We start from the raw sequence: 13725 nt of genomic DNA, 5'->3' as shown, positions 1-13725 counted from the left end.
TTCGCCCTTCAAGATTCGCCACTTGAAGATTCGCCCGTTGAAGAATCGCCCGTTGAAGAATCGCCCGTTGAAGAATCGCCCGTTGAAGAATCGCCCGTTGAAGAATCGCCCGTTGAAGATTCGCCTCGTAAAGATTCGCCTCGTAAAGATTCGCCTCGTAAAGATTCGCCCCTTGAAGATTTGCCCACAAAAAATCTTTCGCAACTAAAATACAGTTTTGTAAATCTAAAAAACTGAGACAATCTAAGCACAATACATCAGCACCCCAACTAACTCGTTGCCCATGTAAACGAGAAATCCAAGCCCCAAAAGCATTAGAGGCTTTTGGTTTTTCAGATACTTCAGAAGTTTCAAGATCAGGCCATTCAATCTTGGAAATCTTTTGCGTCACCCTAGCGCAAGCATTTAAAACAACTAATAATGCTTCTTCTGCGTTACGTGCTTGTTGATTGGCTTGATGAAAGCTTTTGATTTCCGGCAAAAGTTCCATCGGCATTCCGTGACGTAGCATAAAACCAATTAAGCTGCACAACATCTCTTGCCATTTGCCAACATCAACTTTATCTTTATCTTGCTGTAAACGAATTTCATTAATCACGAACTGAAAGAGGTAATTATCCATAGCAGTTGAACCAAAAAGCTCTGCCCACTTTTTTAAAGCATCTTTTTCTGTCCAGGTTATATATGAATTTTTTTTTACTCAGTTCTTGCATTTCATACAGGCGTTTTACTTCCCAGACTATACGCCTTGCAGTTAGATACTCACCAAAGCTTTTATGCGTAAATTCAAAAGTTTCTTCATCTTGTTTATACCCACTCTTACGGAAATAAAAAGCAGTTAACAGACGAGTTATACCAGCTTTGCTATCTGAAGCTTTAAAAACATCTAAAACACGTTTGAGAATCTCCTGTTCACAAAGACTTTCGATTTTTTTAACTGTTGTGGTGCGTCCATCACCTCCATGCCACGCCGCAATAGCAATACCTTCTAGGATTCTGATAAAATCTTCCTCCTCAACGCCCCTAATATGCGGATTATCATCAGCCCAAACTCGCCGATAAACTCGCGTTAATAAAGATGCGTAAATATCATTGAGGTTACTATTTTCAGAAAGGAATGACTGATCTTGGTCATAACTTAAAGCAACTAAATAATTTAGCAAAGGTTGAGCAGTAATTTCTCGCAACTGGCCTTTGTCTAATTCTGTTGGTAAACCATCATATCCGCGATTACTAGCTGAACCGTAAGAACGCCACCACAAATGTCTTTGGTCTTCATCTAACAATTTCTTTTCATCAACGTAATCAGTTTTTTGTGCCTCCTCTATTAAATAAGGCAGAATATACAAGATTTGTTTTTCTTTGCGAAACTCACTGCTGTTATTTTGGACTACTAATTCTCGACCACTAATTAAAACTTGCAAACGAGTCTGACTGGTGTTTGCTCTAGTTACTTCTCCTCTGACTTCGCTTACAAATTTTTGAGCAACATCAGCGCCTAGTTTTCCTTGCATTGATAGTTCATCTAAACCATCAAATATAATTAGCAACCTTGGCACAAAATTATCTTGCTCTAATGGATTAGATGACAGAGGTGTATCTCGTCGCATTGAGTTGATAAATTTGCCAATTTCAGTAACTAAATCACCTTCTGGATTAAACAAGTGTAGAGGAATAAATAAAACATAAACTTTTGGTTGATTAGTTTCTTTGCTTAACCAAGTTTTTGCCTGTTTAGCAGCAAATATTTTAGTAAAAGATGATTTACCACTGCCTGGACTACCACTAATAACCCGAATAGCATCTTTAGGGTTAGCTGCATCTAGCCAAGTTTGAAGCTCTGTGTCTAAATCAACAACAACTTTTTGAATTTTTTGTTCTCTTTTTTCATCGTTACGTTCTTCATAATAAGCACGCAATGATATATAAACTTGCTGCAAGGTAAAAACTTCATCAAACATTCTTTGATTAATTTGGTTTTGCAGCCAAGCAAAATAACGTCGCCAAGAAAGTTCCCGTTTAGCTTCTCGTTCTACTGCTTTAATAAATGGAGTGTCTAGTTCTGCTTGTAAACGAGCATATTTATCAGAATTATTTGCCCATTCTTCATGCAACGCCGAGATAAACTGAATTGGTAAACGTTGACTGATAGCTTCTGATTGTGCTTGGTTGAGATTTAAACTTTGTAACCACTCAGCAAAAGGAGTTTTAATAGCTGCAACAATAGATAAGTCTTGGGGATTTTCAAAAAAGTCTTGGTAAATAGTAATTTCTTCTTGGTCGAGTTTTTCTAAAGATTGGCTGAGGCGATGTTCTGAAATTATTTTTAAATCATCAAGGTTGACTTCTTGATGTTTGTTAGCTTGTAGGATTAAATCTTGATTGTCTTCGACTAAACTAGCCATTGTTTTGATGAGAGACTGAAAAATCAACACCCAAGCAAGTTCTCCTGGTTCTTTGGCTAACCCAACGGCTGCACCAATATCAACAATATTCTCTGGTAAGTTCCCCCAATTAGCAGTAGCCGCATTCGCTCCAACTTTAATAATTCCTGTAAAGAAACTCCGCCAATCAACATTAATATCTTTGTTTAAAATACCGATAGGCTTGGTAATGAGAATCCCAGGTCTTTTACTCATAGGTGTTGGGTAGTGCTGGTAAAGACATTTAATTTGTAAGTAAGTAGACAAAAATATTTACAATCATTGCGAGTGTAGCGAAACAATCTCACCTTTTGCGATCGCTACCATTCGGGAAGCCGCTTTTTGTCTAAGTTCTGCTTCGCTCTATTTGCAATGACATTGTGTAATTAATTGTGTCTCACTACTTATATATACACAACATTAGTACAACAAGGCAAAAGTACAAAGTCAAAAGGAAAAAGAAAGAATAGTCATACCACAAGCCTTTTAGCAACTCCTCTGCAAATGTCAATTTACGCCGCGCTGTACTAGTTGTTTAATCAGCAATGTCATAATATAGCCTCACATTGTAAATTCACTCAGTTACATTGTTAATGGGTTGGCTTACACTATGAATGTACCAAATCATATTGTGAATGCGTTGCCTCACATTGTTAATCTACCAAGTCACATTGTGAATGCGTCGCCTTACATTGTTAATGCGCTGGGCTTACTTATTAATTCATCATGAGAAGTCTTTTAAAGAACAAAATATAAGGCAATACAGTTTATTTAAGTCTTAAACTATTGGTTCAAGTCAATTTTTTGAACGAACCGCAAAGAGCGCAAAGAGCGCAAAGAGAAAGAAGAGATTACTAATTGAACCTGTGTATACAGTAGGGGTATGAGAGGATGTTTGAAAAGTCTCTGGTGGTGTATCAAATAATTTTAGATCCCCCTAAATCCCCCTTAAAAAGGGGGACTTGAAGAGGCTCTTAGCCCCCCTTTTTAAGGGGGGTTGGGGGGATCTATAAGTGCCGATATACACAACCAACCACTTTTCAAACAACCTTTAAGATAGAAAAAGTTTTTTTAGCTACTTAATTGCAACTAAATTGTTGTAAGTTGAGTGGAGCGATCGCTCTACCCAACTTACTTTTTTATAACCTGTTAGCTGTCGCCTCTTCCCTGAATATTTAAAGCTCGTCCTTGAACTGTGGGAGCGGAGGGAACGTTTAGTAAACTGTTGATGGTTGGTGCAATATCAATATTGCGAATTCTGCCAATATTACCACGACGCTGAATGTCAGGGCCAGCAGCATAAAAGATGGCACTGAGACTTGGTATTGTAGGATCATAACCATGCGCCCCGTAAAAATTTGGTACAGAAAATACAGAATTATCATTGTCTCCTAAACGGGTGACGATGGGGCTTTGTGTACCGTCAAAGTTGTATCCCGATCGCATGATTGCAAACACATCACCAGTATCTTGACCAACAAATTCGCTTGTACCCAAGCCAAATTTTGGATCGTTGACATCGCTGGGTAATGGGCGGGGGTAAATTAAGTCAAAGACTGCTTGTTGTCTTCCCCGGACGTAATTAGGATTGGTATCAAGCAATTCTCGCAATGCTGTGATTAGTTGCTGTTGTAAAGTAATATATTCCGCACGACTGACAACACCGTTTGGTTCACGTCCTTGCAGATTAATATAAATGTTGGCGGCTGGCCCTGATGTGACAGCGCGGACTTTAGTTAAGTCAAAGCCGCGATTTCTGAGGTAGTTATTTAAGTTAACGGCTGTGTGGAAGGGAGCAAAGCCGTGATCGGAAACAACTAAAATGTTACTGTTGGGTGTACTTTGGCGATTTGTCCCCACTGCGTCGATGATGCGCTGAACGGCATTGTTAGCAGCTTGATAACCGACTTGTACGTAAGTTCTATATCGCGCCACTTTGGCTTTATCTTGTCTAGCGCCAATCGATAATGGATTTGTCGGATCACTAGGTTGACGGGAATCAGTTAATAAAAATTGGTGTTCTGAGCCATCTGGTTGTTCAATATAAACCATGACTAAATCTGCATTGGGATTTTTGTTAATGGCTCTCAATGCTAGTCGAGTTTGATAATCGACAAACAGTTGTACTTGGTCTTCGTAAATTGCTTCTAATTCACTGTCAGGGAAAGTGGTAAATCCTGGGCTGAGGCGTTCTGGAATGCGGAAATCAGCTTGGGGAGACCAAAAACCAACATGAGTCAGGATATCATCGACACTGGTTTGTACTCCGGGATTGCGAGGAATTGCATTTGCAGAATAACGTGCAATGCGAACAGTACTCAAGTCTGGCGCAAGATTGCTGACGTAAAATGCTGTACCTGCTTGATTAGAACTGCCTTCGAGATAAAATAAACTAGATTTGCGATCGCTCGCTTTCACATAAGCCGGGCCAGTTGCAGGTAAACTAAAAATACCTGTGGGAATGCCAATTTGAGCATCAAAAAATACTAATGTATCGTAGTTGGTGCGGCGATCGTTAGTTGTATCTAGTGCCGCAACTTGAATATCATAATTGACACCACCAACAGTAAACTGATCATTTAAACTTGCTTGTAAAATCGGACTGTAAGAAATTCTGCCTGCGTTATTCAATTGTGTCACTATCAAACTAGCAGCAGAACTAAAGTTAGCAGTAGTTAAACTAAAACCCCTCGCACCTGTTCCAGCAAATGCCCCAAAGGGAACGGTGTAAGATACAGTTCTGGTGCTGGCTGGTTGAATAATTGGACTATTAGTCAAACCGGGGACGCGCACATCAACTCCATCTGCACCGGGAAATGTAGCCGCCACCACTTGCTTACCATTGCGCTGAAGCCCGACCCAAATTGGTTCCGCCGTTGGTTGTACACTGGCGCTAGGGCCGATTGTGGAATAACCGCCAATTGGTGCGCCAAAACCACTAATGTTAGAGGTAAAGGGACTGGCGACTAAATGGAATGTATTAGAGTTAATATCGTTGCGAGCAGCAGTGGAACCTGTGCCAATGGCTACGTGACAAGCCGCAGTTAAAGAAGCACTGCAAGTAATATTTCTTTCAGCATAAACACCTTGTCTTCTGAGTAATCCCAATCCCTGGCGGCGATTTAATACACCATCTCTTAAGTACTGCTCGACAAAATCTGGTGTGGCACCATCAAGAGAAATTAAAATTACTTTGGGGCTTGGTGTATTTGATGCTGGTTGAGATGCGAGAGAATGCACACCAAAACTCAAGAAAACAGTCACCAGCATTATTGCAGACAGGCGGAAAAATAACTTATGTCTAAAAGTCTGCCTTAGCCACTGCCATGTTTGATTTATGCCATAAAATTTTAAATACTTGCTCACTTGTCCTCCGTTAGTCTGCGACCGTCATTTGTTTGGGATGATTGCAGATCAAATTTATTGACGGTACGTTAACGAAAGACTATGAAAATTTTAAGCCAAGAATTCTATCAGAATCTGGTTTGATAGGTGAATAGACAAGGGAGAGAGGAGAGACAAGGTAGATAAGGGAGATCAGGGACAATTGCCAGCGCCGAACCATTTGGGAGAAAATAACAATGGAATGCGCTCTCACTTGGGCGATCGCATTTTAGAAGCCACAGCAATAGCGGTGAATGCTTTACTTAGCATTGATAACTTTGATGAAGCGGTGAAGACGGCTTTGCAAGTGATGGGAGAAAGTTTAGATTGCGATCGCTTGGGTGTGATTGAACATTTTCCCATTCCATCAGCGACTTTACCAGGTTGGCGATCATTGTATGAATGGAATGCACCGAATATCATTGCTCAAATCTCCCATCCCACTTCAGCCCAAGGAACCTACGCCGGGATTGAGGAATGGTATCAACGGCTGCAAGCAGGTAAAAGTATTAGCTGTTTGCTAGAAGAAATGCCAGAACCGTTTCGCAGTGGACAAGCTGTTCTGGGCGTGAAAGCATTGTTCGCTGTACCGATTTTTGTCGAAGAACTATTTTGGGGAGTTTTGAGTTTTGATCACTGTCGTCAAGTCAAACACACTAGTACTGCCGAATTAACATTGTTAAAAACTGCCGCCGCTTGTATTGGTAGTGCTATTCAGCGTCAACGTATCCGCCAAACCGAGCAAAAACGCACGGAAGAATTAGCAAAAGTTAACCAAGAATTACAACAACGCGATCGCTTACTTTCTGTAGTTGCTCAAGTTACCAAAAATCTCTTAGACACAGAAGATATTGATGTGGCAATTCCTCAAGCTTTACAAGCCATTGGTGAAGTTGCCAAAATTAGTCGCGTGCAAGTCATCCTCGAACGCCAAAACCCAACCACTCACAAATTACAACACTGCGTCACTTACGAATGGGTAGCTGGAGGTATTTCTGCTCAAATTCATCATCCAACAATGGCAATTATTGATAATGATGATGCCGAATTTTTACTGCGAGAACTATATGCAGGTCGTTCCATCTGGCATTTAGTAGATAACTTACCCCATCCCATCAAAGAGCAATTCCAATCACTAAACATTAAATCATCTGGAGGTGTACCCTTATTCATCGAAGGGCGCTACATCGGTTGTGTGGCTTTTGATGATTGTGTCACACCGCGCCATTGGAATCAGCAAGAAATGGATGTCCTCACCACTGCGGCGGAGGGAATTGGAGCCGCACTGCACCGCAAACAATTGGTTGCACATCTCATTCAAGAACGCGCCAGTACTGTAGAAAAACGAGTTGCAGAATTAGTCAGAGCCAATGAATCACTGCGTGGTTGTGTGAATCGATTGGCAGATGAACCAGATTTAGAAACCTTCTGGGAACATATTTTACTAGAAGCATCCGCCCAAGCTCAATCTTATGCCGCCGCTTTGTTTCTGTATGACGCATCAACTAACACGAGTTTGATGAAACGTTATGTCAGAGAAGGTAAAGTGATTCCAATTCACACAGATCCAGAATTTGTGCAATTTCGCCTGCCAATTTCCGCAAATATTTTTTCTTATTGGCAAGAGGCGCTATTTAAAGGCGAGGTAATTTTTTTTTAATGTTGAAGATAACAAGAAACTGCTCGGCGCAAGAATTAAATGGCATCGCGCTCAAGGACATCGTTCCATTGTACGTGTACCTTTAATTTTGGGCGATCGCCCCTTGGGATTCATTGGTTTGTGTTTTCGAGAACCCAGAACTAGTTTACCTGCAAATATTGAATTAATTATCGCCTTAGCACAGCAAGCCACCTTAGCCATCCATTTAACTTCTCTTGCTGAACAAAGTCGTCAAGCCGCAATTTTAGAAGAACGCAACCGGATGGCTAGAGAAATTCATGATACTTTAGCGCAAGCCTTCACTGGTGTGATTGTCCAATTGGGTGCAGCTTCCCGCATCATCCCCCAAGATTTACCAGAAGTCCAAGAACACATCACCCAAGCCAGAGAACTAGCGCGAGAAGGTTTAGCCGAAGCGAGGCGTTCGGTAAATGCTTTACGTCCCCAAATTTTAGAAACGCAAAATTTACCTACAGCTTTTCATCACTTAGTAACGCAGATGTCGGCGGTGATTGATACTCAGATTATCTGCAAAGTGATTGGGGACGCTTATCCCTTAACAGTCGATGTTGAAAATAACTTGTTACGCATCGGCCAAGAAGCATTGACAAACGCCATTAAACATGCGTTCGCCAGCAAAATTGTGATTGAATTGGTGTATGAACCGACGCAGTTTATTTTAAGGGTGAAAGACAATGGTAAGGGATTTGCACCAGAAAGTTTAGCTGTTGTTAAAGGTTTTGGCTTGATGGGAATCAAAGAAAGAAGCGATCGCATCAAAGCCCAGTTAACCATTAAAAGTTTGCCACAACCAGGCACAGAAATTACCATCCTGATTCGTCGAGACTAAACCATGACTGACAACCACCCCATCCGCATCTTGATAGTTGATGATCATCCCGTCGTGCGTCAAGGTTTAGCCGCCATGATTGATCGCGAATCAGATATGACAGTTGTCGGACAAGTTTCTAATGGATATCAAGCAGTAGAGATATTTCGTCAACTGCAACCTGATGTCACCTTAATGGATTTGCGAATGCCAGAAATGGACGGCGTAGCAGCAATTACTACTATATGTAGTGAATTTGCCAATGCTAACATTATTGTCCTCACCACCTACGACGGCGACGAAGATATTTATCGTGGGTTGAAAGCTGGGGCGAAGGGTTATTTACTCAAAGATGCAGAACCAGATGAATTACTCTTAGCAATTCGCATCGTCAACACCGGACAAAAATACATTCCCACATCCGTCGGCGCTAAATTAGCCGAACGAGTGGGGATATTGCAACTCAGCAGTCGGGAACTAGAAGTGATTCGGTTGATGTCCACAGGGAAAACCAACCAAGAAATTGCGGCGGTATTGCAGATTTCCGAAGGCACTGTAAAATATCACGTCAATCATATTCTCAGTAAACTGGGCGTAAGCGATCGCATTCAAGCCGTCATCACCGCCCTCAAACGCGGAATTGTCACTTTGCAATAAATGAATTTATATCATTACTATTCGTGAAATAGAATGACTACACAATTTTCTTCATTTCATACTTCACACTTTTTCCACTAGCCAAAAGTTAAGGTCATATCCCTATCTCTTAGTTAGTCATCAACTCACCTTGTGGTCTATGTAAAACTTCAACTTTGGACTAGGGACAAATGTTAACTGATTTTATAAAGTAAACCATAGATGTTGAAAGCCATACCAAGAGTGATGTTCGGGGTTTTGGTGTTAGTTTCTATACCGAAGAAGAGAATTTAGACATAGTAATATCATGTCAAAACAAAAACTGAGCCGGATTTTGCTTTCAGTTGTAATTCTGAATACAGCAGTGGTTTCTGTAGCAGTGGATTGGAATGCCACCCATATCTTCAATCCCACTTGGGTACCTCATGCCCGATTTCATGATGTAGTGATGTTGTGGCTACTTAGTAGTTTATCGGTAGTTGCTCTTTGGTTACTGTGGAGGCGATCGCCAGAACCAGATATCAGTGTCACTGTGGCAACTTTAGTTCCTGTACTTTTCTGGACACCTTTTTTCTTCACAACCTTACTAGTTCCCGGTACTGATTTGAGTGCATTACCGGATGAACCCCTACCCGTAATTGTTGGGATACCAATTTATCCTAACGTTGTCGTTGCTACCATTAACGAAATCTTAGCGGCAATTGGTTACTGGCTCTACCGCAGTAGCCCCAAGACATCTACAAAAATTATCTAGCTGGTTCAGATGTGGAGGTAGGGAATGACAATTAACACTAAATCTTCAATTTAGCGTGGTGTTTCACCATCTATTCATTCGCGGCTTCGTACAGAATTTATACTGAATTCTACTTCGATAATTTATTTTTGGAGTACCCTTGTGCTACCTGGATTGCTAGTACTGGCTCATATTGGACATAGCGAATTTTATACCAAAATCTTGATTCACCAACAGCTCACTCCAAGTTTGATCATCACTGGATTGGGTATAGCCTTTTTATTTGGAGCCGGACACGCCTTTTCACCAGGACATGGCAAAACAATGGTGGCGGCTTATCTTGTCGGTTCACAGGGAACACCAAAACAGGCGCTAGTATTGGGACTTGTCACCACTATTACTCATACATTAGGAGTTTTTATCTTGGGACTTGCGGCTTTGGTGGCTGCACAGTATGTCTTGCCGGAAACACTATATCCAATTCTCGGTTTGCTCAGTGGTCTAACTGTATGCGGAGTTGGTTTTTGGCTTTTAGATGAACGCCTTACTACTCCTGAACATACACATAAGCATCATCATCACCATCATTCACCAACCAAATCGCTGATTGCATTAGGAATTGCTGGAGGTATTGTACCTTGTCCATCGGCACTGGTTTTATTATTGAGTGCGATCGCTCTGCATCAAGCGGCTTACGGTGTAGTGTTAGTTAGTGCATTTAGCTTCGGATTAGCATCGGTGTTGGTTGCAATTGGTTTGGTTGTTGTTTATGCCCATCAATGGATAGATCATTTACCCAACAGTGCCAAACTGCTGCAAAACTTATCGATGGTGGGTGCTGTTGGCGTAATTGTCATCGGTGCAGCATTAACTGCAATTTCTGTGATTTAGGGCAGTCAAAGTTTGGCACTACGTTTGCAATATGGCAGTGGCAGAATTTTTGGCAGTGATTTTGCCGCTTGAGGATTACAAATTACAAATTATGAAAGAACCATGTCAATACCCATCGCCTGGTGTGATTGCGATCGCTCGGCGTGTCAAACCAGGGTTAGAAGAAGCTTTTGAGGAAGCAACCAAAGGCGTGATTCTAGCAGCCAGCACCTTTCCCGGCTATATGGGGAGTGATGTGTTATATCCGCTAACGAAAAAAGGCGAGTGGCAGTTAATTTTACGGTTTGACACCGCTAAACATTTACAAGAGTGGGAAGAATCTGTAATCTGTCAAGGTTGGATTGCTCGCGCTGAAGCTCTCACAGTAGATGGAGCCAAGGTGATGCGCGTCAATAGCCTAGAAGCTTGGTTTGCTCTCCCAGAAATTCCCAACGCCTTACCGCCACCCAAATGGAAAACTGCGATCGTCAGTGCAGTTGGTCTTTATCCCGTGATTTCAACTCTGCCGAATTTTCTCAGACCAATTACCAGTGGGCTACCTATTTGGATAGCTAGTTTGGTGAACATTAGCATTATGATGCCCTTGATGACTTGGGTGATTATGCCCCAGGTAACACGTTTATTTAAAGGTTGGCTTTATCCATCTCAGAGTAAGAAGAAGTAGGACGCATAACACATGACCAACAATCAAGATTTATTCTCACCCATCCAGCTTGGTGACTACACATTACCCAACCGAATTGTGATGGCTCCGATGACACGCAATCGTGCTGGGGAAGGCAATGCACCAACACTACTAAATGCTACATACTACGCTCAACGTGCCACGGCTGGATTAATTGTCACAGAAGGTTCGCAAGTATCACCCCAAGCTCTGGGTTATCCGGCTACACCCGGAATTCACTCTCAAGCACAGATTACAGGTTGGGAAGAAGTGACAAGAGCAGTACATAGTGCAGGTGGCAAAATCTTTTTGCAACTATGGCATACAGGACGCATTTCTCACCCTTCTTTACAAGCAGATGGCGCATTACCTGTGGCTCCTTCAGCGATCGCACCTGCTGGTAAAGCCATGACTTACACTGGTGATCAACCCTTTGTTACACCTCGCCCATTGGATTTAGATGAGATTCCCAGTGTGATTGATCAATTCCGTCAAGGCGCGAAGAATGCCCTAGAAGCTGGTTTTGATGGTGTGGAAATTCACGGAGCCTTTGGGTATTTAATTGATCAGTTTTTACAAGATGGCACTAATCAACGCAGCGATCGCTATGGTGGTTCCATTGAAAATCGGGCGCGATTTCTGTTGGAAGTCACAGAAGCAGTATGTAGTGTTTGGGGTTCAGCACGGGTAGGCGTGAAACTATCCCCCAGCAACACATTTAACGATATCCATGATTCTGATCCAAAATCAACATTCAGCTATGCGATCGCTGCCCTCAAAAACCTTAACTTAGGATATCTGCATTTAATGGAACCCACACCAGCCGATATTCGCCACGGTGGTAAACCAATTCCCGTTGCAGAATTTCGCCCTTTATATCCTGGTGTGTTAATTGCCAATGGTGGTTACGATAAACAAAAAGGTAATGTTGCGATCGCGAATGGCATTGCAGACTTAATTTCTTTTGGTGCATTATTTCTCGCTAATCCCGACTTACCCAAACGTTTCCAGTTGGATGCACCCCTAAATCAAGGCGATCGCAATACATATTATGGTGGTGATGAAAAAGGTTACACAGACTATCCTTTTTTACCTTCTTAGTGCTGAGTGCTGAGTTAGAAAAAAGTACTCAGCACTTTGCGCCTATAGCAATCCTAAATCATTGATAAACATCTCTCCCTTGTCCCCCTTGTCTCCCCTATCTCCCTTGTCTCCGTTCTTCAAACACCTATAGCCTTAAGCTCTCAACCCTAATTAGCTTGACTAATCGTAGAACTAGAAAAACTACGTTTGAGCATAAACACAGCTAACACAATTCCTAAAATTGCTAGTGCTGTTGTTGGATAAAAGAAAACTGTATAACTGCCAAAAATATCTCGAATTCTGCCAGCTAACAAAGTTCCGCCTAATGCACCTGCGCCATAAGCTGTGAAAACTACACCGTAATTTTTGGCATAGTCGGCGGCGGAGAACAAAATTAAGGTGGTGGTTGGAGCGATCGCTAACCAGCCACCAAAAGAAAAATAAAATAGGGCAAATGCTATTAAATAAGTAGCTACAGTTCCTTGACCAGCTTTTAGCATCATCAAGGATGCAATTAATACTAAAGTAAAAGAAACAATTGCTGCTAACTTCGGACTAAAACGGTCAGTAAACCACCCAAAAAACAACCGACCTAAAGCATTAAATACTGCAAATAAAGAAACTGTACCTGCGGCTGTGGTTGCATCTAGTTTAATGATTTCTTGAGCTAGAGGGCTAGAAATACCAATTGCTGCCAATCCTGAGAATGTGCCGATGGTGTAGCACAGCCACAAACCATAAAATGCTGGTGTTTGCAAGATTGTCTCGGAATTGGTGAGTGCTGTACTTCCCGAAACTGCAACATTGGGATTCCAATTGGCTGGTTTCCAATCTGGAGGCGGTGTTTTTAAAACAGTGGCGATCGCTAAAATAATCAGTGTAAAAGTTATACCTAGAATCACAAAAGTTTGCCGTACTCCGTAAGCATCAATTAGTGTTTTCGTCAAAGGTGCAGTAATTAACGGCGACAACCCAAAACCAATCACAGTTAAACCCACTGCAATACCTTTCTTATCAGGAAACCACTTAGCGATTACAGCCAACGGTACACCATAAACTATACCTACACCCGCACCAGCGATCGCACCGTAGGTAAAAGTTAATAATTGTAAATTGCCATCCAAACTCGACAAAATATAACCCAGTCCCATAATTACACCACCAACTGCGGTAATCGTCCGAGAACCAAAGCGGTTAATGTAAAAGCCGGTAATTGGCATCAATATGGCAAACATGATTAGCAAAACCGTAAATGGCAACAAACTTTCTGTTGCATTAATATTCAGTAATTTTTCTAGAGGTTTTCTAAAAATACTCCATGAATAAACAGTGCCAAGACAAAGTAAAACAATTGCACCTAAAGGAATTAGCAACCATCTGCCTTTTTCTACGGGCATACCAAAAAGCCGCATATATTACATC

The 13725-nt window shown here is 41.7% G+C and carries 11 protein-coding genes; 7 read left to right on the top strand and 4 right to left on the bottom strand.

Going from position 1 to position 13725, the window contains the following annotated elements:
* The 3 genes from ACX27_RS33415 to ACX27_RS05805 form a co-directional block, all read right to left on the bottom strand.
* The coding region (locus ACX27_RS33415; RefSeq protein ID WP_235526517.1) for a pentapeptide repeat-containing protein at nt 1-622 on the bottom strand (622 nt) is incomplete at its 3' end.
* A complete protein-coding gene (locus tag ACX27_RS05810; protein ID WP_062289602.1) occupies nt 615-2639 on the bottom strand; it encodes an NACHT domain-containing protein in 2025 nt (674 codons plus the stop codon). The genes ACX27_RS33415 and ACX27_RS05810, both read right to left, overlap by 8 nt.
* Before the next feature lie 933 nt (nt 2640-3572).
* Nucleotides 3573-5789, bottom strand: a complete 2217-nt coding sequence (locus ACX27_RS05805; RefSeq protein WP_083468678.1) for an alkaline phosphatase family protein — start codon at nt 5787-5789, stop codon at nt 3573-3575.
* Nucleotides 5790-5970: 181 nt separating this feature from the next.
* Here ACX27_RS05805 and ACX27_RS05800 point away from each other — a divergent pair, with 181 nt between their 5' ends.
* From ACX27_RS05800 to ACX27_RS05770, 7 genes are all read left to right on the top strand, one after another.
* On the top strand, nt 5971-7467 hold the full coding sequence (locus tag ACX27_RS05800; RefSeq protein ID WP_062289596.1) for a GAF domain-containing protein: 1497 nt from the start codon (nt 5971-5973) through the stop codon (nt 7465-7467).
* 88 nt (nt 7468-7555) lie between these two features.
* Nucleotides 7556-8317 (top strand): sensor histidine kinase, encoded by a 762-nt coding sequence (locus ACX27_RS05795; protein WP_062289593.1) that lies wholly within the window; start codon nt 7556-7558, stop codon nt 8315-8317.
* Nucleotides 8318-8320: 3 nt separating this feature from the next.
* Nucleotides 8321-8953 carry a response regulator gene (locus ACX27_RS05790; RefSeq protein WP_062289590.1) on the top strand — a complete coding sequence of 211 codons (633 nt, stop codon included), beginning with the start codon at nt 8321-8323 and terminating at the stop codon, nt 8951-8953.
* 286 nt (nt 8954-9239) lie between these two features.
* The gene (locus tag ACX27_RS05785; RefSeq protein ID WP_062289587.1) at nt 9240-9686 is read left to right on the top strand and encodes a DUF6640 family protein; all 447 of its coding nucleotides are present in this window, start codon (nt 9240-9242) and stop codon (nt 9684-9686) included.
* Nucleotides 9687-9827: 141 nt separating this feature from the next.
* On the top strand, nt 9828-10556 hold the full coding sequence (locus tag ACX27_RS05780) for a nickel/cobalt transporter (protein ID WP_083468677.1): 729 nt from the start codon (nt 9828-9830) through the stop codon (nt 10554-10556).
* A 31-nt stretch (nt 10557-10587) separates the two neighbouring features.
* A complete protein-coding gene (locus ACX27_RS05775; protein WP_200929907.1) occupies nt 10588-11220 on the top strand; it encodes an antibiotic biosynthesis monooxygenase in 633 nt (210 codons plus the stop codon).
* 12 nt (nt 11221-11232) lie between these two features.
* Nucleotides 11233-12321 (top strand): alkene reductase, encoded by a 1089-nt coding sequence (locus ACX27_RS05770; protein WP_062289584.1) that lies wholly within the window; start codon nt 11233-11235, stop codon nt 12319-12321.
* A 149-nt stretch (nt 12322-12470) separates the two neighbouring features.
* On the opposite strand, the gene ACX27_RS05765 is transcribed toward ACX27_RS05770, so the two are convergent.
* Nucleotides 12471-13715: an L-lactate MFS transporter gene (locus ACX27_RS05765; RefSeq protein WP_062289582.1), complete on the bottom strand. Its 1245-nt coding sequence runs from the start codon at nt 13713-13715 to the stop codon at nt 12471-12473.
* Between the last annotated feature and the right edge of the window lie 10 nt (nt 13716-13725).

The organism is Nostoc piscinale CENA21, assembly GCF_001298445.1.
GTDB classification, from domain to species: domain Bacteria; phylum Cyanobacteriota; class Cyanobacteriia; order Cyanobacteriales; family Nostocaceae; genus Nostoc_B; species Nostoc_B piscinale_A.
This window is presented reverse-complemented; position numbering and strand designations above follow the sequence as displayed.